The organism is Candidatus Nitrosacidococcus sp. I8, assembly GCF_945836005.1.
Classification (GTDB): domain Bacteria; phylum Pseudomonadota; class Gammaproteobacteria; order Nitrosococcales; family Nitrosococcaceae; genus Nitrosacidococcus.
Genome location: NZ_OX241534.1, coordinates 104469 through 125112, shown reverse-complemented (window position 1 = coordinate 125112; position 20644 = coordinate 104469). Strand labels below are relative to the sequence as shown.

At 39.1% G+C, this 20644-nt stretch carries 19 protein-coding genes; 5 read left to right on the top strand and 14 right to left on the bottom strand.

All coding sequences use genetic code 11. The features are described from left to right. Window positions 1–184: 184 nt before the first annotated feature. Window positions 185–1615: a pyridoxal phosphate-dependent decarboxylase family protein gene (locus tag OOL07_RS00650; RefSeq protein WP_264694171.1), complete on the bottom strand. Its 1431-nt coding sequence runs from the start codon at window positions 1613–1615 to the stop codon at window positions 185–187. 115 nt (window positions 1616–1730) lie between these two features. Between OOL07_RS00650 and OOL07_RS00645 the strand changes: the two genes are divergently transcribed. Next, window positions 1731–3728, top strand: coding sequence for a LysM peptidoglycan-binding domain-containing protein (locus tag OOL07_RS00645; protein WP_264694169.1), 1998 nt, complete (start codon window positions 1731–1733; stop codon window positions 3726–3728). Between the two features lie 9 nt (window positions 3729–3737). Here the strand turns inward: OOL07_RS00645 and dusA are convergent, their stop codons facing one another. Beyond that, window positions 3738–4715, bottom strand: coding sequence for a tRNA dihydrouridine(20/20a) synthase DusA (gene dusA, locus OOL07_RS00640; protein WP_264694167.1), 978 nt, complete (start codon window positions 4713–4715; stop codon window positions 3738–3740). Window positions 4716–4816: 101 nt separating this feature from the next. On the opposite strand from dusA, the gene leuC reads away from it, so the two are divergent. From leuC to OOL07_RS00620, 4 genes are read left to right on the top strand one after another with little or no spacing between them, the layout of a single operon-like run. Further along, entirely contained in the window at window positions 4817–6232 is a 1416-nt protein-coding gene (gene leuC / locus OOL07_RS00635; RefSeq protein WP_264694165.1) for a 3-isopropylmalate dehydratase large subunit, read from the top strand. A gap of 29 nt (window positions 6233–6261) precedes the next feature. Then, window positions 6262–7302, top strand: a complete 1041-nt coding sequence (locus OOL07_RS00630) for a glycosyltransferase family 2 protein (protein WP_264694163.1) — start codon at window positions 6262–6264, stop codon at window positions 7300–7302. A gap of 6 nt (window positions 7303–7308) precedes the next feature. Continuing rightward, window positions 7309–8289 carry an NAD-dependent epimerase/dehydratase family protein gene (locus tag OOL07_RS00625; RefSeq protein ID WP_264694161.1) on the top strand — a complete coding sequence of 327 codons (981 nt, stop codon included), beginning with the start codon at window positions 7309–7311 and terminating at the stop codon, window positions 8287–8289. An 11-nt stretch (window positions 8290–8300) separates the two neighbouring features. After that, window positions 8301–9017 (top strand): metal-dependent hydrolase, encoded by a 717-nt coding sequence (locus tag OOL07_RS00620; protein WP_264694159.1) that lies wholly within the window; start codon window positions 8301–8303, stop codon window positions 9015–9017. Here OOL07_RS00620 and OOL07_RS00615 read toward each other — a convergent pair. The 12 genes from OOL07_RS00615 to OOL07_RS00560 all read right to left on the bottom strand — a co-directional run bounded on the left by OOL07_RS00615 (window position 9010) and on the right by OOL07_RS00560 (window position 20600). Then, window positions 9010–9354, bottom strand: a complete 345-nt coding sequence (locus OOL07_RS00615) for a 4a-hydroxytetrahydrobiopterin dehydratase (protein ID WP_264694158.1) — start codon at window positions 9352–9354, stop codon at window positions 9010–9012. The two genes, OOL07_RS00620 and OOL07_RS00615, sit on opposite strands and share 8 nt — an antisense overlap. A gap of 48 nt (window positions 9355–9402) precedes the next feature. Next, complete coding sequence (locus tag OOL07_RS00610; protein ID WP_264694157.1) at window positions 9403–10092, bottom strand: type 1 glutamine amidotransferase; 690 nt, start codon at window positions 10090–10092, stop codon at window positions 9403–9405. Between the two features lie 7 nt (window positions 10093–10099). Continuing rightward, the gene (sugE, locus tag OOL07_RS00605; RefSeq protein ID WP_264696292.1) at window positions 10100–10420 is read right to left on the bottom strand and encodes a quaternary ammonium compound efflux SMR transporter SugE; all 321 of its coding nucleotides are present in this window, start codon (window positions 10418–10420) and stop codon (window positions 10100–10102) included. A 75-nt stretch (window positions 10421–10495) separates the two neighbouring features. Next, the gene (gene sugE / locus OOL07_RS00600; protein WP_264696291.1) at window positions 10496–10813 is read right to left on the bottom strand and encodes a quaternary ammonium compound efflux SMR transporter SugE; all 318 of its coding nucleotides are present in this window, start codon (window positions 10811–10813) and stop codon (window positions 10496–10498) included. A gap of 8 nt (window positions 10814–10821) precedes the next feature. Then, window positions 10822–13083 (bottom strand): glycosyltransferase, encoded by a 2262-nt coding sequence (locus OOL07_RS00595; RefSeq protein WP_264694156.1) that lies wholly within the window; start codon window positions 13081–13083, stop codon window positions 10822–10824. Between the two features lie 12 nt (window positions 13084–13095). Then, on the bottom strand, window positions 13096–14703 hold the full coding sequence (locus tag OOL07_RS00590; RefSeq protein ID WP_264694154.1) for a class I SAM-dependent methyltransferase: 1608 nt from the start codon (window positions 14701–14703) through the stop codon (window positions 13096–13098). 17 nt (window positions 14704–14720) lie between these two features. After that, a complete protein-coding gene (locus OOL07_RS00585) occupies window positions 14721–15305 on the bottom strand; it encodes an acyltransferase (RefSeq protein ID WP_264696290.1) in 585 nt (194 codons plus the stop codon). A 19-nt stretch (window positions 15306–15324) separates the two neighbouring features. After that, the gene (locus OOL07_RS00580) at window positions 15325–16233 is read right to left on the bottom strand and encodes a lysophospholipid acyltransferase family protein (protein ID WP_264694152.1); all 909 of its coding nucleotides are present in this window, start codon (window positions 16231–16233) and stop codon (window positions 15325–15327) included. Further along, window positions 16220–17398, bottom strand: coding sequence for an ABC transporter ATP-binding protein (locus tag OOL07_RS00575; RefSeq protein ID WP_264694149.1), 1179 nt, complete (start codon window positions 17396–17398; stop codon window positions 16220–16222). The genes OOL07_RS00580 and OOL07_RS00575 overlap by 14 nt, the downstream gene beginning before the upstream one ends. A 17-nt stretch (window positions 17399–17415) precedes the next feature. Beyond that, window positions 17416–18204 carry an ABC transporter permease gene (locus tag OOL07_RS00570; protein ID WP_264694147.1) on the bottom strand — a complete coding sequence of 263 codons (789 nt, stop codon included), beginning with the start codon at window positions 18202–18204 and terminating at the stop codon, window positions 17416–17418. Between the two features lie 106 nt (window positions 18205–18310). Further along, a complete protein-coding gene (locus OOL07_RS00565; protein WP_264694145.1) occupies window positions 18311–19756 on the bottom strand; it encodes a hypothetical protein in 1446 nt (481 codons plus the stop codon). After that, window positions 19731–20600 (bottom strand): hypothetical protein, encoded by an 870-nt coding sequence (locus tag OOL07_RS00560; protein ID WP_264694143.1) that lies wholly within the window; start codon window positions 20598–20600, stop codon window positions 19731–19733. The genes OOL07_RS00565 and OOL07_RS00560 overlap by 26 nt, the downstream gene beginning before the upstream one ends. Window positions 20601–20644: the final 44 nt, after the last annotated feature.

Genomic DNA, 20644 nt, shown 5'->3' with positions numbered 1-20644 from the left:
GAATTTATCATTCTCCTTAAACTTTATTTGGACCATTTTAGTCTACTTTTAAAATAAAGTGAATTCTTTAGAAGGATTATTTACTGAAAAAAAACGCTAGAGATCAAAGCTAGAGTGGCAAGATAGAATAAAGATAATAAATAGAATTTAATAAAATAAAAAATTAATAAGCTCACTAAACTTATTAATTTTGTACTCTCATTTTTTTTATCGCCTCTTGAATAATTTTTAATCCTTCCTCAAGAGTAGACTGTTGGGTACGCAGATGAAGAATACAAATTCTTAAAAAAAACTGCCCATTAAGTTCAGTTCCTGAAAGCATAATTTTTTTAGATTGGTTGATTAAAGCCAAGAGTTTTCTATTTTGATTATTTTCATTTATTTGATTGATATGATTAAAACGCTGTCTAAAAGCGAATAGGGAAAGCTCTGGAGGAGTTACTATCTCTATATCAGATTCTAAAGAAAGTCTTTCCCAAGCCCAAACAGCTAACCTACGTTTTTCAGCCAGTGCTTGCCGAAATACACCTACACCATGAAGTTTAAAAGGAAACCAAAGCCGAAGACCTCGCCAATCTCGAGAAAGCTCTGGAGAAAGTTCCCTAAAATCTAAATGAGTATTATCTTTTTGTGGATCAGGCAAATAAGCAGCTGATATTTCAAAGACACGACGTAAATCCTCCATATTTTTTACAAATAAAACCCCAGTTCCATAGGCTAAAAACAATCCTTTATGAGGATCTACTGTGACAGAATCGGCCTGCTCCATTCCCTTAAATAGAGATTGAAGTTCTGAAACAAGGTAAAAAACCGCACCATAGGCACCATCGATATGAAACCAAAGTTGATATTTCGCTGCAAGTTGGGCAATTCTCTCTAAGGGATCTATAGCACCCGTATTTACAGTACCTACAGTACCACAAACAAAAAATGGCAACAAACCTGCCTCTTTATCTTTTTGAATTGCTTGCTCAAGGAAATCAATACGCAACCGAAATTGGCTGTCTACCGGGATAGGCCGTAAATTTTCTCTAGGAATTGCTGCTACTTGCACTGCTTTAGTAATTGCATAATGAGCTTGACTCGAATAATAAACAGTACCTCTTAATAATTGGTTACCTAAATATTTATCCCTAGCAGCTACCATAGCAATCAAGGTGGACATAGATCCACCTGAAGTGAATAAGCCCAAGGTACCTTTAGGCAATCCTATTAATTCAGCAAGCCATCTTAGGGCTTGAGTTTCTAGTTCAACTGCAGCAGGAGCAGACTCCCACATACCAGTATATCGATTAACTACTGCAGCAATAAACTCAGCAATTGCTGAAGAAAATAATCCCCCCCCAGGTACATAAGCAAGATAGCCCGGGCTTGCTGGATTCATAGCAGGTGGGATAATTTCGTTAAAAATAAAATCTAATATACTTTGAGAATTGGAAGGTAATTCTGGTATTTTATCTTTAAGCCAATCCGCTTCTGAATTAAATTTCTCAAGATTCTGTACTGGCTGATCATGGATAGTACTCATAAAATAGGCAATTTTCTGTGCAATCTCTGCTAAAAGTATTTGAGCATCTTCAGATGAGAGATTTAGTGGAATTGATTTCTGATTCACTCTGTTTTTACTACTCCGAAAATACCAACAGGGTACATTTTTTAAAAAAATGGTTAAAATAACCTTTTTAACTAGATAGATTTAATTACATTTATTTTTTTATTCTAATTCGCTAATGGTAAAGCGTAAAAACATAATTTTTTCTTTTGCTTTAGGACTAGTAAGCTTCTTAATCACTACGCCAATTTTAGCAGAGAGCTCAGCTAACCCATTCCCTCTCTCATCAGAGCTAGAGCAAGATCTTCAGTTTTGGATTCGAGTTTACACTGAAATTGATACTTATCATGGGTTTATCCACGACAGTGATCATATTAATGTTATCTATAATACGGTTGCACTACCTAAAAGTGGTAACGAAAATATAGTTAAGGATCAGATAGACTACTATAAGAACCTTTTATTGAAGGTAGCCCAAGGAAAAGAAAAAAACCTCTCTACTGAAGAAAAAAAAATACTTGCTCTCTGGCCAAAAAATATAACTCATCAGGAACTTCGTGCTGCTGCCGATAGAATTCGTTTTCAACGAGGACAAGCGGATCGGTTCAAAGAGGGGTTAATTCGATCAGGGGCTTATAAGGATTTTATTTATAAAACGTTAAAATCATCTGGGCTGCCACAGGAATTAGCCGTATTACCCCATGTAGAATCTTCTTTTAATCCAGAAGCTTATTCAAAAGTAGGTGCAGCAGGATTGTGGCAATTTACCCGAGCTACTGGACAGCGTTTTTTACAGATTAATCATATTATTGATGAACGGCGAGATCCTTTTCAATCTACCATTGCAGCAACCCAGCTTCTCCAATATAACTATGAAATGCTAAAAAGCTGGCCTCTTGCAATTACTGCTTATAATCATGGAGTATCTGGTATGGTTCAAGCAAAAAAACAATTAAATACCTCAGATATTGCCACTATTCGCCAGCAGTATAAAAGTCCTATTTTTGGTTTTGCTTCAAAGAATTTTTATCTCTCTTTTTTAGCCGCCCTAGAAGTAGATAAAAATGCAAATCACTATTTTGGTACGCTTACACTCAATAAACCTAACAATGATGAGATAATAGAACTTGCCCATTTTGCTCCTGCTCACTCTCTAGCTCAGGTATTTAAAGTAAGCAAAGAGGAACTAAAAAAAGCAAATCCTGCTTTACTTGAACCCATTTGGCATAGCATTAAGTATGTACCTCAGGGCTATAAATTACATATTCCTTGTGCTCCTACTTGCCGCCGGGCAAAAATAATTGCTTTTTTATCACCTTGGCAAGAGTTTGATCAACAAATCCCAGATCAATTTTATCAAGTACAGCAAGGGCAAACTTTATCGGAGATAGCAACAAAGCATGGAGTTGCAATAGATATACTCGCTCAGATTAACAACCTTTCTCGCCCTTATCCCATAAGGGTAGGTCAAAAATTGCGACTACCAGAGACATCACCAATAAAAACGTTAGCTAAAACTGAAATAAAAGAATCTCATGTATTAAACACTAATAAAGTGCCTACTTTGGCAGAATATACAGTACAACAGGGAGATACTTTATCTGGTATTGCCCAGAGATTTGGTATTCAAGCTCATAAGATTACTAATTTTAATAAAATCTCTGATCCTCGTAACCTTCAGATAGGTCAAAATCTCCAATTACCTATTGCTAAATCAGATTATACTATTCAGCAAGGAGATACTTTATCTACTATTGCTCAAAAATTTAAAGTAAAACCTCATGTATTAGCCGCATTTAATGGAATTTCTGATCCTAGAAAAATCCAGATTGGACAGCATTTGCGATTACCTACTCATACAGAGGTAACAAACTATACGATACAATCAGGGGATACTTTATCTACCATTGCGAAGCAATTTGGAATGAACTCCCAAGAGCTAGCCCGCCTAAACGATATTTCCGATCCAAGGAAGATTAGAGTAGGACAACAACTCAAATTACTTGGTGCTATCACTAAGGACTATATAGTGCGACAAGGAGATACCCTATCTACTATTGCCCAACGATTTGGTATCACTCTGCAAGCACTATTAGACTCTAATGGCATCAATGATAAACACCAAATTTATATTGGTCAGCGTTTACAATTGGCTCAATCACCGATAGAAAATTAAGTAGAAAATTTAAAGAGTGTTAGGTATTTTCTTCAAAGCAGCTTGCACTACAGAGATGCCAGAATCGTAAGGAATACCACTTAAGGATCGACGCCAAATTCTCCCTTTCGGCATACCCTGGAATAAGCTTAGGGTAGATCGAACTATAGTAGCGAGTTTTGTTCCCTGTTTTAATTGCCTTTCTATATAAGGTAAGAAAGCTTCTATAATTTCATGGCGAGTAGGTATGGGATGATCATGGTCATAGAGAGTATGATCTACCCTAGAGAGCAGATAAGGATTATGATAAGCAGCACGACCGATCATAACCCCATCAACTTGTGTTAAATGAGTACGTGTATCCTCCAAAGTAATTACGCCCCCATTAAGCACTATTCTTAGCTGAGGAAAATCTTGTTTGATACGATAAACGGTTTCGTAGCATAAAGGGGGAATTTCTCTATTCTCCTTAGGACTTAATCCATGAAGCCACGCTTTTCGGCTATGGAGAATCACTGTGCTACATCCAGCTTGAGCAATTTTAGCAATAAACTGGCTTAAAAATTCATAGGAGTCATAGTGATCTACCCCAATTCTCGTTTTAACAGTAATTGGAATTGGGCTTATCTGCACCATCTCAGAGACACATTCAGCGACCAGATCTGGCTCTTTCATCAAACAGACCCCAAAGCTTCCAGATTGCACTCTTGGGCTAGGACAGCCCACATTTAAATTTACTTCATCAAATCCATAATCTATAGCCATACGGGTACAGAGTGCTAAATCTTTTGGATTACTTCCACCGAGCTGGAGTGCGATAGGGTGTTCTTGGTTTGAATAGGTCAAAAAACGCTTTTGATCTCCATAAATAAGCGCTCCTGTGGTTACCATTTCGGTATAGAGCAATACATGATAAGAGATAAGGCGTAAAAAATAGCGGCAATGACGATCTGTCCATCCCATCATTGGAGCAACCGAAATTTTATGGTTTAAATTTTGAAAATACATATTTTTAATATTTAAATATATTTAACTTAAATAAAGTTAAATATGTGGGTAGAATGAAAATATTTATTAAATTATAAGAGAGAGCGATGGAGAGATAGATAATGGCTGGAAAAACCTTATATGACAAACTTTGGGATTCCCATCTAGTGCGTACTGATCCAAGTGGCACTGCCCTACTCTATATTGATCGCCATTTAATTCACGAAGTTACCTCTCCTCAAGCATTTGAAGGACTACGACTTGCGGGGCGTCAGCCTTGGAGAATAGAGACTAATCTGGCGGTACCAGATCATAATGTTCCTACTATTCACCGCAACCAAGGAATTGAAGATCCCACTTCTCTGGCTCAGGTAGCTGCTTTAGATAAGAATTGTGAAGAGTATAAGTTAACTGAGTTTAAAATGGATGATCCGCGCCAAGGAATTGTTCATATTATAGGTCCTGAGCAAGGGGCTACCCTTCCTGGTATGACAGTAGTATGTGGCGATTCCCACACGGCAACCCATGGTGCCTTTGGGGCACTTGCTTTTGGTATTGGCACCTCTGAAGTAGAACATGTACTTGCTACCCAATGTTTACTTCAGAAAAAATCAAAAAATATGCTGATTCAAGTAGAAGGTAAACTTCCCTTTGGGGTTTATAGCAAGGATGTAATTTTAGCGATTATTCAAAAAATAGGTACTGCAGGAGGCACTGGCTACACTATTGAATTTACAGGAGAAGTAATCAGAAACTTTTCCATGGAAGGGCGGATGACCCTTTGTAATATGGCGATTGAAGCCGGAGCCAGAGCAGGATTAGTGGGGGTTGATGAAACTACTATTACCTATCTCAAAGGGCGTCCTTTTGCCCCTAGACCAGAATATTGGGATCAGGCAGTAACATACTGGCAAGGTTTAAAAAGCGATTCTGATGCGTATTTTGATGAGGTGATTACCTTAGATGCTAATCACTTAAAACCTCAAGTTAGTTGGGGCACCTCTCCTGAAATGGTTGTACCTATAGATGATACGGTCCCAGATCCAAAACAAGAGCCTGATGCTACTAAAAGAAGTAGTATGGAGCGTGCCTTGCATTATATGGGACTTGAAGCAAATACGCCAATAAACGAAATTTATTTAGATGTAATTTTTATTGGATCTTGTACTAATGCTCGGATTGAAGATCTACGAGAAGCAGCAAAAGTAGTGGATGGCCATAAGATTGCAGAAAATATAAAACGAGCCCTGATTGTTCCTGGTTCTGGATTAGTTAAACATCAAGCAGAGACAGAAGGGTTAGATGAAATTTTTGTTAAAGCTGGGTTTCAATGGCGAGAGCCTGGCTGCTCTATGTGTCTTGCCATGAATGCAGATCGGTTAGAGCCCGGAGAGCGCTGTGCATCTACTTCAAATCGTAATTTTGAAGGTCGTCAAGGTCAAGGAGGACGTACTCATTTAGTAAGCCCTGCAATGGCTGCTGCCGCTGCAATTACCGGTCATTTTATAGATGTTTCAACGTTAGCAAAACCCATTTAATACACACTTGTCACTCTAATAAAATAGATATGGGAAGTCGTAATCATCAAATTCATAATGGTAGGGATAGCCATAATCATAATGCTGAAAACAACATATTAATTTCGATTATTATCGTAAATTTTAATGGTGGCACATTACTCTCTCAATCAGTATCTGCTGTTTTAGAAGCACCAATTTCTTTGGAAGTAATTATCGTTGATAATGGATCAGCTGACAATAGCCTCGTCCATTTAGAAAATTCTGTAGGCGCAGATTCACGAATTTGCATTATTAAGAATCATAAAAATCTTGGCTTCTCTTGTGCAAATAATATTGCCTTACAACACACTAAGGGAGAATATATTCTTTTACTCAATCCAGATTGTATTGTTCCTCCAGATACGCTTCCTTACTTGATTCGCTTTATGGAAACTCAACCTAAGGTAGGTATGACTGGTTGTTTAATTCAAAACCCAGATGGTAGTGAGCAAGCAGGTTGTCGCAGAAGAATCCCTACCCCGGGTCGCTCTTTAATTCGAGTATTATATTTACATAAACTTTTCCCTAAGCAATTTAAATTACAGGGATTTGAATGTACTCAAGATCCTCTTCCCATTCATCCTATGCAAGTGGATGCTATCTCTGGTGCTTTTATGTTGGTGAGAAATTCAGCACTGAGCAAGGTAGGATTAATGGATGAAAATTATTTTCTTCATTGTGAAGATTTAGATTGGTGCATGCGCTTTAAACAATCAGGTTGGGATATCCTATTTGTGCCGGAGGTAACCGTTATTCATTATAAAGGTGCTTGTAGCTGGCAATACCCTCTTACAGTACTTTGGCATAAACATAAAGGAATGGCTTATTTTTATCATAAATTCTTTCAATCTAAATATCCATTAATATTTACTTGGTTAATTATCTTGGGTATTTGGAGTCGCTTTTCCATACTGGCGGGCGTAACTTTCTCTCAACATCTCATAATGAAATTTAAGCCCAAACGACCCCATTACCTCTCAGAAAAGCCAGTAAATCAAACACAAGAAAAAATTTTTCCTCTACAAAATAACCATAAATCCCAGCTATAGGTCTATATGGCAGTATTAGTGACAGGAGCAACGGGATTTATTGGCCAACACTTGATGGCTGCACTGATTTCAGATCAATGCCCCATTCATGTACTGACTCGGGATATTCATAAAGCTCAAGCACTATGGAATAATGATTTAATCAAAGTTTTTCAAATAGATTCCATAGATCAAAATCAAACAACTAGCCTATGGAAAAATGTAGAGATTGTTTTTCATTTAGCCTGTGGTAGTTTTGCAGAAAATGATATGGAAAACTACCAAAAATCTATTGTGATGATGACTCAGTCCTTATTAACGCAGGCTATCAAGGCTAAGGTAAAACAATTTATATTTGTCAGTAGTGTAAAAGCAATGGGGGAAAAAACAGAGCATTGTTTAAATGAAAATAGTCCAGCCCTTCCTGAAACTGCTTATGGAAAAGCAAAATTAACAGCAGAACAACAAGTGCTTGCAGCCGGAAAAGACCATATTATTTGTAGTAGTGTTTTGCGTCTTCCCATGGTTTATGGAAAAAGTACAAAAAGTAGTATCCTACAGATGGTCAGAGCTATTTATCGAGGTTATTTCCCTTCTTTATCTAAAATAAATAATCACCGCTCCATGGTTCATGTGCTTGATGTGGTGCAAGCAATGATGCTGATTGCTAGAAACCCTAAAATCTCTTGCCAGCAAGCCTATCTAGTTACCGATGGCCAGAGCTATTCTACAGATCAAATATACGCTTTGATTTGCCATGCTTTAAATCGAACTATACCTCGATGGTGTATCCCTATAGGAGTACTTATTTTTGGTGCAAGAATAGGAGATTTTATCCAGAGAATTTTTAAAATACCTATTCCATTAAACCCTAAAACTTTGGATAAGCTAACCAGTTCAGCTTGGTATAGCACTAAAAAAATTCAAACCGAACTAGGCTATCGCCCTCAATATTCTTTAACCACTGCCCTGCCAGAAATTATTGATCAAGTTAAACAGCTCAACTAAGTAATTTCTACATGGCGAATTTTAATACTCATATTGCAGGTGCAATGATGGTAAGCGGTATTGGGATTACTGCCTTAATGGTTACCCGTACTTTCCCCATATCTACTTTAACTGCCTATTTTATCTTAGGGGTAATTGGCGGTATTTTGCCAGATATTGATTCTAAAAGCTCCATTGCCATTCGCTGGATTTTTAATACCTTAGGAATCGCCGTGGGTTTTTTTGGAGTTTTATATGGAAACATTTTTTATCATCTTTCCATATTGGAACTCATTTTAATATGGATAGGGTTATTCATCCTAATCCGCTATGGATTAGCTTCTCTATTTACTTGGCTTACTATACATCGAGGACTTATTCACTCTATTCCAATGGGAATAGCCATTGGATTATCCTTTGTCATTATCTCAAGATATATTTTAGAGGTTCCAATTTTAGAGGCTTGGTTTGGTGGTATTTTTCTACTCATTGGCTTTATTACCCACCTTCTATTAGATGAACTCTACAGCGTAGATCTGAGAGGAGTTCGATTAAAGCGCTCTTTTGGTACGGCATTAAGCTTAGGTAGCTTACAAGCACCCATAAAAACCTTGCTACTCTATTTGGTTACTGGAGCATTAATTTATTATGCACCACCCATAGATAGCTTTATTCGTTTTATCCAAAATGATCGGTTACATCAACTGCTTTTAAAAAAATTACTTCCTTTAAAAGATTGGTTTAGCTAAAAGGTAACAATTGATCGGTCTTAGCCGCCATAATAAAGTCATTTTTATGAAGCCCTTCAATTTTATGAGTCCACCAAGTCACCGTGACTTTCCCATATTCTGTTAAAATACTTGGGTGATGATTATAGGCTTCTGCTATTTCTCCTACTTTATTAGTAAATTCTAAAGCAGTGATAAAATCACTAAAAGGAAATACCCGCCGAAGACGAAAAATATTACCCTCCTCTATCATCTTCCATTTTGACACTTGCGGAGATAGTTCTTTTATTTCTTCTTCCGTAATTAAAGAAGAATCTACCCTACAAGCCTCACATTCCATAGCAATCAATTTTTCCATAATATTATCCTCCATATCATTTTCTGCCCCCTATCCATACCTTTTAATTTAGTCCGGTAATTTATCTAATAGGGTGATCATAGCTTCTTTAGCTTTTTTAAAGCCCTCTTCATTATTCAGTATCTGATCTTGAGTTTGAATATATTTACCTAACCCCAATTCATCTCCGCAATGTTCAATAAGCTTTTGTGCATTTTTAGTTTGTATCTCTAAGTGGAATTGCAGAGCAAGTACTTTCTTATTGTAAACAAATCCTTGCTGTATGCACCCCTCGCTTTGGGCGATATGAATTGCTCCTTTAGGCAAAGTAAAGGTATCTCCATGCCAATGGAATACCTCTAATCCTTGAGGTAAAAAATTAAGCCAAGAGCTATTTTTTGCCCCTTGAGTAAATTCCACTGGAAACCAGCCAATTTCCTTATCAGGATTTTTTATCACTGATGCACCTAATACATCTGCAATAAGCTGTGCTCCTAAACACACCCCTATCACTCCTTTATCTGCTTTAATGACTTGCTCAATAAATTCTTTCTCTTGAGTAAGCCAAGGATATATTTGTTCTTCATAAATATTCATAGGCCCACCCATCACAACAAGCCAATCTATTTCTTCAAGATTAGGAAGGGATTGTCCTTGATAAAATCGGGTACCTGATAAATAGTGATGATGACTATGTGCCCAAGGCTCTATGGATCCTAGGGTTTCAAAAGACACATGCTGAAAATAGTGAATATTCATAAGCTAACTATGGCGGAGATGTTAATTTAAGCCCTATGATTCCAGAAATAATTAAAGCTATACAAATCAATCGAGGAAAAGCAGCTGATTCAGAAAAAAGGACAATTCCTAAAATAGCAGTACCTATCGCCCCAATCCCTGTATAAACTGCGTAACCTGTACCTATAGGAATGGTTTTAAGTGCTTGGGACAATAAATAAATACTAACACTCATAACACTTATATTAAACACGCTAGGCCAAAACTTACTAAATCCTTCTGCGTATTTCAAACTTACTGCCCAACATATTTCAAATAAGCCAGCAACTATTAAAACTATCCATGCCATCACTTATTTTAACCTCCAAGTAACAATTGTCTTAAGCGATAACGCTAAAAATAGTGAATATTAATAAGCTAACCATTATGGGGACGTTAATTTAAGCCCTATGATCCCAGAGATAATTAAAGCTATACAAATCAATCGAGGAAAAGCAGCTGATTCAGAAAAAAAAATAATCCCCAAAATAGCGGTACCAGCTGCTCCAACCCCTGTCCAAACAGCGTAACCTGTACCTATAGGAATAGTTTTAAGTGCTTGAGATAATAAATAAACACTGACACTCATGGCAGTTAAAGTAAACATACTAGGCCAAAACTTACTAAAGCCTTCAGTATATTTCAAACCGACTGCCCAGCATATTTCAAACAAGCCCGCTATTATTAAAATAATCCATGCTATCACTTATTTTAACCTCCAAGTAACAATTGTCTTAAGCGATAACGCCAAGAGTCAGGCAATTGCCTCTCTGCCCATCTCCCGAGAGATGTATAGCGAAACCGTATCCCAATCCTTAAAATTTTTATAAAAACACCCTTCAGTAATCCCTCTGATTTTCTATCCTGAGCAATGCCTACCCCTAAACAAGCAGCTTCATAAATCCGTCGAGATGAGAGCTTATCTAGTACAACTATAGAGTCAGATAAACAATACTGCTGATAATATTGTGTAAGTAGGTGCACAATGCGTTGTTCTTCTTCCAGGTCAGGGTAGTTTTTCGGTGCTGGTAAAAGATCTTTTTTCTCTTTAAGCTGGGTTGCAATATCCACTGTTTGATTTAGCATTGATTCTAAATTAGGCCAATTCTCCATAAGCCAGCCGCTGTTTTGCCTACTTTCTACCCGCTCTTTTAATGCCCCAATGGGAGGTACAAGTACTGGTTTATGTGCAGCCCAAGCATCAGAAAGGGCATAACAAAAAGTCTCAGGACCAGTAGACGGAAAAACCACTAAAGCAATACCATAATAATTCAGTAGGTTTATAATATTTTCTGGTTGATAAGGACCATGAAGCGTAAATACATAATCTTTACTTTGATAAGCCTCATACTGGCGATCTGTATAACCAATCACAACCCAGCGAATGGCTAATTTTCTTTTTCTCGTTTGCTCTACTAACCATTCTAAGTTCCTAGCTCCTTTAATGCCACTAATTGCACCAATAACCCCAATATGAACCATGCCATCTTGAGGGAGCAAAAAACAACGCTCTTCTCCAATTAAAGCAGGAGCAATATTGATACGATGCAGGTTAGGCACATGGTGGATTGAAACACTGGGGAAATATTGGGTAAAAATATCCACGACCCATTGAGAAGGGGCCAATATAAATTTAGCTTTTTCTAAAAAAGCCCGATGTTGAGATCGCCAATTATTAATATCTATCCCAGTAAAAGAACCTTGCTTATTTAGACATGCTTGGCATTGGACAAGATCAGTGACTCCATAGCAAAATTCCTTTTTATCATTGAGTAAATTAATAGTAGGACAGGCTAAAAAGAAATCATGGAGATTTACTCCATAGGGAATAGAGGTCTGGGCGAAGACGGATAATAACCCATCTCGACAGCCAGAAATCTGATGGATATGACAAAAGCTAATATTTAACCACCCACATAAAGATTCAAATAGATTTACCCACAACTCATCCTGTTGATGTTTGAAGCTATAACTTCGTTGCTCACCTTTTTCATCTATTTCTTTAATAATCCATTCATGGTTGAGGGCAATTAAAAAATAATGCCGATATTCTTGAGTAGCATGAGCAATATTTCGTGCGTATTTTTCAGTCCCTCCTCCATGACCATGAAGTACATGGAGAATACCTAAGGTGCTAGATTTAACAAGTAAATTAAACTGGGTTTGAATAACATGTCTAATAGGTTTAATGGGATCTACTTTAATAAATTGAGTGACCTGAGAAAGATAACTAGGATGTTTTTTTAATAAAGCTGCCATTTGCTTTTCTGCAAGGGCTTTTTTTTCCTCTCCAAAAGAGCTACTACCTACATGGGCTACATAGGCATCTGGGCATAATACATTTCGATATCCTCTAGCTACAGCTCGCATACAAAAATCGTTTTCTTCCCCATAGCCTCGACCAAAAGTTTCTTCATCAAATAAACCAATCTTATCTAATAGATGACGGCGAATATAAAGACAAAATCCTACTCCGGTGGGAATATCTAAGCTATGAGGCAAGGGAGCAATTTCCATTGCCTGCACCAGTAAATCTAAATTTTCTGGTACGGTATTTTCTTGGCAAAATTGGGGAAAAGAGCAAATTTCTCCGTTATTAGAAAAGGGAGTGATGGTACCAATTCTAGGATCAGAATCGGCACATTTTTTAAGCTTATCCAGCCACTTTGGAGTTACGATAGTATCGGAATTTAGGAGAATTACATCCCGAGTACTCGATCCCATTCCGTAATTGACCGTAGCTACAAACCCTTTATTTTCTGGATTTTCAAGCAGCAGGATATTGGGTTTGTTTTTTACTTTTAATTCTTGAAATAAACTCTGAATTCTTGGATCGGTAGATTTATCATCAATGAGAATAAGTCTATAATCCTTCTCTTCTGTATGGTGCCAAACACTCTCTAAGCATGCAAGTAACTGATCATAGGCGTTGTAAACAGGAATAATAACATCAATAATTTTTTGTGTGCCCATGTACCTTGTAGTTTAAAATTTAAAAAGATTGATGATTTTTAAATAGCGCTGCTTTAACGGTCGAAATGGTCGGCGTAACCAACCTAGCCAACTATTTTGATAGGTAAGCTGAAATTCTAAAGATTGGAGCACTTTATTTTGATCACTAATCTGATGATTTAAAGATTGGATTTGATCGGAAAGTGGAGCGTATTGTGCTATTTCATCTAAAAGACAAACAATTCGTGAATCTTTTTCATTGTTTTGCTGGCTGAGTAAATTAATCTGTAAATCTTTTTCGTTATTTTGTTGCTCTTTGGCTTGTTTTTCGCTCTCTTTAAGCTCGATGATTCTATCTTGAATGTTAGCTTGCTCTCGATACCATTCAATTAATTTATCCTGTTCAATAATGTTACGATCTCTTTGCTTGATGTGTTGAGACAGAGCTAAAAAATCTGCAGACATAGGCCAAGAGAGTTTTAATTCTAAGCATCCTCCATTTTGAAGGGATTTTAAACTATCCTTGTCTAAGGGTAATTCAAAGTAAGGATCTTCTCCAGTCAGTAAGGTATTAGCATCAAAATTATTTATCTTATCTATAAAGTACACTTGATGAATTACATTGAATTGTAACTGTGCACTACCTTTCTGCCAGTACACAATATTATTTATTTGATTATATAAAATAATCTCATAAAGCTGTAAAAATCCAGGACGATCAGCTAAATCTACCCGAATGCCACTAGGAGGATTATTCATAGGAGGAATAGGCAAGAAAATGGTTTGACGCTCTGCACCAATGACTCCTAGACTATAATTACTGTTATATTCCTGATAGGGTTCTTCATCAAATCGCCAATAGATTTGGGTAGCAAAATGAAATTGATTAGAGCGATTATTTTCAGCTAATAAATTAGTTTCTTCTTGCCCAATAGTCGCCTCAACGATAAATTGATAAGTTAAACTATCCGGATAAGCCTTTAATAGATTAAAAATTTGAGGTGGCAGAGTATCCACATAATATTGCCGAAATTCACTATCTCTTAAATCACAGAGTACTGTATCCATAGAGCATATTGCTAAATGGTGATGAGTTAAGAAGGCAAAGAGGGATTTGCGAGTAAAAAACCGTACATGGGTGGTATCTAATAGTCCTTCTGGACCATAGAAAAAATCCCCTGCCAGTAAACTAGCAATCACTCCAGCGTGGGCAATATTAGGAATTGAGAGCAGTATTTTTCCATTAGAGGCTAGCAAATCAGCAAATTGGGATACAATTAGTTCTGGATTCCTTAAGTGCTCTAAGACATCAGCACAAATAATATAGTCATACTTTTCTTGAAATAAGGCGCTGAGGTTGGCTTGCTCTAAATCTGTTTGGCAAAGCTGACGATAAAAAGGCGCGGCAATTTTAGCCTGCACCTCATCTTTTTCTACCCCATCTACCGTGCATTTTAAATCCTGAGCTAGATATTTTCCTAAAACTCCGGGACCGGTGCCTAAATCTAAAATTTGACTATTGGGTTTTATTAGGCGAGCAATTTTTGCCAAGGAATTATTAGCTTTTGGATCAAAATCCCGAGTATAAACGTGGTTGGAATCCCTCTCTGTATCAGGTGAGATATGAAGTTCTTCATTCATAAGTTAAATTTCTTTCGCTAAAACCACCTAAATCTTTTAGGTGTATGCCCACGGCGATAGTGTTTTATTTTGGCTGGATTACCCACCGCTACCCCATAGGGAGGAATCGATCGAGTCACCACACTACCTGCACCTACCACGCAGCCTTCGCCTAATTGCACTCCCTGCAAAATGGTTGCTCCTGCCCCAACCCAAGCCCCCTTGCCAATACGAACAGGGGCATGGGTAATTGAATTACGAGCAATGATTGCATGACCTTGATGAATTTCATGGCCAGCAGATAAAATTCGTACATGAGGACCAATGAGTACTTCTTCTTCGATAACCAATCCCCCTTCCCCTGAGAGATAACAATCTACATTAATAATAGTTTTATCCTGAATGATAAGTTTGGCATTAGAAAGTAGCTCCGTATCTCCAAGCACTAAGCGGACATAGTCAAACAAAATTACTTGGTTGCCTAAATAGATTCCCTGATTTGGTTTAGTAGATACGTCTCTACGCATCACAGTCACCGTAGGACTAATTTGACAATCCTTGCCTAACTTATCAATCCCTAGAAAAGAATCTACCTTTTCTGGAAATCCTAATTGATCTGCCATCACTTAACAGCTTGGTAAATTAACGAGATTTATGATGAAAAAATTCTTCCACCCAATCCCAACAATGCCATGCAGGGGGCATTTGAGTGATCAAATCAGAAAAATAACCTGCCAAGTACTCCATAAATGCTTGAGGATTATCACCAGATAATGGATCACTAATGTGAAGCTGGCGGATTCCAGTAGTTAGATTGATCCCCACACTAAATGCTACCACGGGAATTTGCTCCCGAATCGCAAACTTTACCAAGCCACTGGGCCACCAAGCCTGCCGATCAAATAAACTAATGGGTAAACAAGCCCCTACTTCCCGAGGGGGTACATCTATTAGAGCAGTAATTGCTTTGCCTTCATGGATTGCCGCTTTCATTTGAGTAATACTGCCCCCTTTATAGATGACCGAGCTACCGCTGGCACGTTTTATTTCTTTAATCCGTAATCGAGTATACCCATAGGCTATCCATCTTTTGGGAAAACTGGCTCTATTAAAGCGAGCAGATAAAAAAGCAGCACTTATCCCTTGAGTGTGTAAATGACGCAAAGACCATAGACCTGCCCCCCAATGAAAGGTAATCCCAAGAAAGGGAGGTTTGGGCCAAGTACCAGTAACTTGCATATATTGATCTATCCAGCGATGAGAGCGACATCGGGATAAATATAAATCTCCCTGATCGACTAACTGAATTAGCCGATAAGTCCAGAGCCATTGCACTGGATCTTCAATGTGGATAACTCGTTGAGCTTCTGCAAGCGCTCCGTTTCCTTGAGCACCGTAAAACCATGGACAGTGGGTGGTTATCCATTGAAAAATACGAAACGCCCAGCCCCAAGGCAACAATATTGCTATACTCGGCACTAGGATTCGCTCTAAAAAATCCTTAGTTTCCTGTTTAAATCGAGCAACAGAAAATCTATTACTGCCATTCATGATCAAGACGACACACGCCTAATTCCCTGGTTTGCCCAGTCACTTGAAAAGTTTGCTCCATCGTATCAAACAGCCGTACCCCTTCTGGATCCATCCCATGAGCACGAAGCGTATATTGACCGGGCAATAAAGCAATATTAGGAAATACCAGCTGAAAAGTAAAAAGATGATCCACTACTGGCTGAAGTACCATGCGATCAATATCGGAAATTAAGCCATAAATCTCTGCCCTATTGGCACGAATAATCCCGATGGCAACCACCGGAGGTCGATTATCTGGAGAATAAACCATCCCCTTGACTTTGAGCTGTCCTCCCATAGGAATTTGAGGAAAGTTATCCCCCTCAAGGACGAGTTCTGTCAGGTGATAAGTGGCAGAAGTATTTTTGGCTGTAACTTCAAATTTCACCCTTTGAGGGCTTGTCTTTTTCTCATGGTAGCTTAAATAGGCCTGGCTAACCCCAAAGGCATCCCCATAATCCATCACCTGCCCTTGGTGAATCCAAAGGGCTTTTTGGCATAGTTTTTGGATATGGAACATACTATGGGAACAGAGTAATAAAGTGCCTCCTTGAGTTAAATAATTCTCTAGCCACTGAATGCATTTTTTTTGAAAAGATTCATCACCTACTGCTAAGACTTCATCGGTAATTAAAATTTCAGGCTTTAGAGCAGTCATTAAGGCAAAACCAAGACGAACTACCATCCCAGAAGAATAATGCTTAATAGGGGAATCGATATAAGATCTAATATCAGCAAAGCTGATGATTTGCTCAAGGTTATCTTTAATCTCCCCTTGGCTCATTCCCATTAACGCTCCTGAAAGCCATAGGTTTTCTCGTCCAGTATATTCTGGATGAAATCCTGCCCCTAGCTCTAGTAAAGCCCCAATCCGACCAAAAACCTGCACCTTACCTTGGGAAGATGGGATCACTCCGGCAATATGTTTTAACAGGGTGGATTTTCCTGCCCCATTTTCTCCAATAATGCCTAAGGATTCTCCTTGATAGAGGGAAAAAGAAATATCTTCTAATACTGGTTGAGCGGGGTAGTCATTTTTGCCTTTTAAAATGGCTTTTAAGGCGTGAAACCGATGGGAAGCAGTGGTTAATTTTGGGTAGGATTTGCTTAAATGGCTGACCTCAATCAGTAATTTTTTACCCATAGAAAATACTGCTCTTTTTATAAAAAAGCTTCAAACTGATGAGCACAGCGGCGGAAAAACCATAACCCAACGGCAAAAAGAGCAGCACTTAACAAAACAGCTACTCCATCTATCACACTAAAACTCATCTCGCCGAACAGCAATAATTCCCGTAGGTGATCAAAAAAATAACTCAAGGGGTTGAGTAATAGTAAGGTATGGAAAGGTTCAGGCACTAGAGAAATGGGATAGAGAATGGGGGAGGCGTAAAACAAGAGCATTAAAACAGAGGCTAAAATATGCTCCATATCCCGAAAAAATACTTGTAAGGCGGCTAATATAAACGCTAATCCTAACGTAAACAACAACCATAATCCTAGTAATAATAGAACCCAAGGAAGCATCAGTAGATGAATGTGGGCACCGAATATTGTTAAAATGGCTAAAATGAATAAAAACCCTGTGCCATGAACGGCATAGCTTCCCCCTACCGTGCTATAAATGAGTAATTCTGGAGCTAGAGCGACTTTTTTAAGTACATGAGCATGATTAGTAATCGCCCCTAAGGCTCGCTGAATTCCTTCTTGAAAAGCCAGCCAAGGCCATAGGGCAATGGCAACAAATTCCACAAAACTATGTTGTGCCAGCTCTGGAAAACGAACTTTAAAAATGGTGGCAAACACTAAAGCGTACAACGCCAATTGGGCAATAGGCTGAAACAATACCCACAGATAACCGCTAATACTGCCTAAATAGCGATTTTTAATTTCCCGTAGCCAAAGTTGGTAAAAAATACTTCGAGACTGGAAAATAAGTGGGATGATCATCCAATCATTTTATCACAGCCATTAAAGAAAACAGGGGGCGATTGCCCCCTGAGTAATATTCCCTTAAAGGGATTTAATGGATTAGTACCATGTAGAGGCTTAAGGATTAACCGGTACCACCTGTGCTAGTTCCTGTTCCAGTACCACCTGTGCTAGTTCCTGTTCCGGTGCCACCTGTGCTAGTTCCAGTGCTAGTTCCTGTTCCGGTGCCACCTGTGCTAGTTCCAGTGCTAGTTCCTGTTCCAGTACCACCTGTGCTAGTTCCTGTTCCGGTGCCACCTGTGCTAGTTCCAGTGCTAGTTCCTGTTCCAGTACCACCTGTGCTAGTTCCTGTTCCGGTGCCACCTGTGCTAGTTCCAGTGCTAGTTCCTGTTCCAGTACCACCTGTGCTAGTTCCTGTTCCGGTGCCACCTGTGCTAGTTCCTGTTCCGGTGCCACCTGTGCTAGTTCCAGTGCTAGTTCCTGTTCCAGTACCACCTGTGCTAGTTCCTGTTCCGGTGCCACCTGTGCTAGTTCCAGTGCTAGTTCCTGTTCCAGTACCACCTGTGCTAGTTCCAGTGCTAGTTCCTGTTCCAGTACCACCTGTGCTAGTTCCTGTTCCGGTGCCACCTGTGCTAGTTCCAGTGCTAGTTCCTGTTCCAGTACCACCTGTGCTAGTTCCAGTGCTAGTTCCTGTCCCAGTACCACCTGTGCTAGTTCCAGATGATCCGGTAGTGCATATACCATTTGCTATGGTACCATTGACACAGCGCTCATAGGTATGGATAAACTCAGCACCAAAGTTATTCAGTACGCCTGATTGTACTACCCCATTTTGGAACCGCTCTACTGCAAAACCAATGACAGGTAAGCCAAGAAACGTATTGGTTCCTTTCATAGTATGGCTAGGGGTTAAGTCCAGATTAACCCAACCACTGGGCTGAATATTACCACTACTCTGAATGACATTGAGTAGCTGTGATCCTAACACAGAGGTATTACTTTGGCTGTTAAAGCTCAGTACTGTGACTTCATAAGGTAATGCATTGCTTACCCCTTGAACTACAGGGCGTGGGGAAAAACCAATCGTGCTGGTTTGACCAATAGCCACCTGTTCTTCTCTGCCATAAATGGTGGCATTAATAGGCTCTGGAGCGGTACCTTTCCCATTGGCATTAAACACTACCGTATAAGGAGCAACTGCTGCAGTAGGGGCACTACCTGGGTTAGAAACGCCTGCACTGGTACAGAAAGTATTAATATTACCGTTTTGATCTCCATTGATCGTAGTGCCACTAGAGCCAGAGCTGCTTGGATTTTGAAATGGCACGTAATACCATTTGGTAGGTTGGGTAATCACCCAATCGGTCCCCGCATTTAAGCCAGTATCAATGGTATATTGATTCATAATCGCACTGCGCATTAAAGTTGCACTGACTGCATCTACCCCATTGGTAGGGCAGCCATTCATCAACACTGGAGCAGTAGGGGTAGATAAGTATTTTGCAAATTTAAAATTACCCGCCCAAGTATCTGTGGCAACTTGACTAGATTCCTCCTGGAGTAAAGACATTGCTGGTAGTAGCTGCACTGGCCAGATTAGGCTCATCGGTACCTAATGGTACATGGTTAGCAGTACCGGTTCCCTGGAAGGTGTGATCAATTGCAACCGCATTGACCCCATAGTTAACCGCATCGGCCACATCAATAATATTGGCCTCTCCCATTAATCCACCCGTGGGCTCGCTCACCCCACTCACGTTACCTATGGTAGACCAATTACCATCTGTCCACGCATTAACTAACGCTTGGCAATTGTTAGGCATCCCTGCACTGTTATGCTTGGCCCAAGTGGCTGGGGTAAATTGTTGCCCTGAGCTTAAACTTGCATTAGTTCCCGTAGCAGCGTCAGAAGTATCGTTGATAACCCCCATCTCTAGAATTTCTACATAACCTTCTGTAGTACGATCTAACCCTTCTCCAGCACCATCAGGGAAATAAACAGAGGAGCTCAGATTAGAAAATTCACTGGGGATAAATTCTACTCCTCCTTGAGGAATTGCTGGCACGGTACAGGAGGTATCAGCGGTAGAGAGCATACCCCCTCCGTTTGGACTCATAGTGAGCGCACCGGTCCATATATCTTGAGGAGAGAGGTAGACATCAAAGTCTAAGACTTCCCAGCTATTTTTTCCTTCACGAAAACGAACTTTAACTTCTTTTGTTTGATTGGTGGTATTAACAATGACAATGGAGGTAGTCATAGCACTGCCACTATCAGAAGTCCGTACCGTATAGTACGGAAAATAAAGGGCATCGCCTGATCCATCTGGGTTTAGGTTAACTGCTTGAGCACCTTGCCACGCTCCAACACCTACTGCTAGAGCTAGGGCGGTGGCTAGTTTTGTCTTTTTCATTCTATATTATCTCCTTGTTAGCTTAATAATAGATGTTTATTATT

Excerpts from the sequence above, each read along its gene's own strand:
- OOL07_RS00620 (WP_264694159.1), top strand. The coding sequence starts at position 8,301 with ATGGCGAATTTTAATACTCATATTGCAGGTGCAATGATGGTAAGCGGT.
- OOL07_RS00630 (WP_264694163.1), top strand. The coding sequence starts at position 6,262 with ATGGGAAGTCGTAATCATCAAATTCATAATGGTAGGGATAGCCATAAT.
- leuC (WP_264694165.1), top strand. The coding sequence starts at position 4,817 with ATGGCTGGAAAAACCTTATATGACAAACTTTGGGATTCCCATCTAGTG.
- dusA (WP_264694167.1), bottom strand. The coding sequence starts at position 4,715 with ATGTATTTTCAAAATTTAAACCATAAAATTTCGGTTGCTCCAATGATG.
- OOL07_RS00565 (WP_264694145.1), bottom strand. The coding sequence starts at position 19,756 with ATGTCTTTACTCCAGGAGGAATCTAGTCAAGTTGCCACAGATACTTGG.
- OOL07_RS00575 (WP_264694149.1), bottom strand. The coding sequence starts at position 17,398 with ATGGGTAAAAAATTACTGATTGAGGTCAGCCATTTAAGCAAATCCTAC.
- OOL07_RS00625 (WP_264694161.1), top strand. The coding sequence starts at position 7,309 with ATGGCAGTATTAGTGACAGGAGCAACGGGATTTATTGGCCAACACTTG.
- sugE (WP_264696292.1), bottom strand. The coding sequence starts at position 10,420 with ATGGCATGGATAGTTTTAATAGTTGCTGGCTTATTTGAAATATGTTGG.
- OOL07_RS00590 (WP_264694154.1), bottom strand. The coding sequence starts at position 14,703 with ATGAATGAAGAACTTCATATCTCACCTGATACAGAGAGGGATTCCAAC.
- OOL07_RS00560 (WP_264694143.1), bottom strand. The coding sequence starts at position 20,600 with ATGAAAAAGACAAAACTAGCCACCGCCCTAGCTCTAGCAGTAGGTGTT.
- OOL07_RS00585 (WP_264696290.1), bottom strand. The coding sequence starts at position 15,305 with ATGGCAGATCAATTAGGATTTCCAGAAAAGGTAGATTCTTTTCTAGGG.
- OOL07_RS00580 (WP_264694152.1), bottom strand. The coding sequence starts at position 16,233 with ATGAATGGCAGTAATAGATTTTCTGTTGCTCGATTTAAACAGGAAACT.
- OOL07_RS00615 (WP_264694158.1), bottom strand. The coding sequence starts at position 9,354 with ATGGAAAAATTGATTGCTATGGAATGTGAGGCTTGTAGGGTAGATTCT.
- OOL07_RS00595 (WP_264694156.1), bottom strand. The coding sequence starts at position 13,083 with ATGGGCACACAAAAAATTATTGATGTTATTATTCCTGTTTACAACGCC.
- OOL07_RS00570 (WP_264694147.1), bottom strand. The coding sequence starts at position 18,204 with ATGATCATCCCACTTATTTTCCAGTCTCGAAGTATTTTTTACCAACTT.
- OOL07_RS00645 (WP_264694169.1), top strand. The coding sequence starts at position 1,731 with ATGGTAAAGCGTAAAAACATAATTTTTTCTTTTGCTTTAGGACTAGTA.
- OOL07_RS00610 (WP_264694157.1), bottom strand. The coding sequence starts at position 10,092 with ATGAATATTCACTATTTTCAGCATGTGTCTTTTGAAACCCTAGGATCC.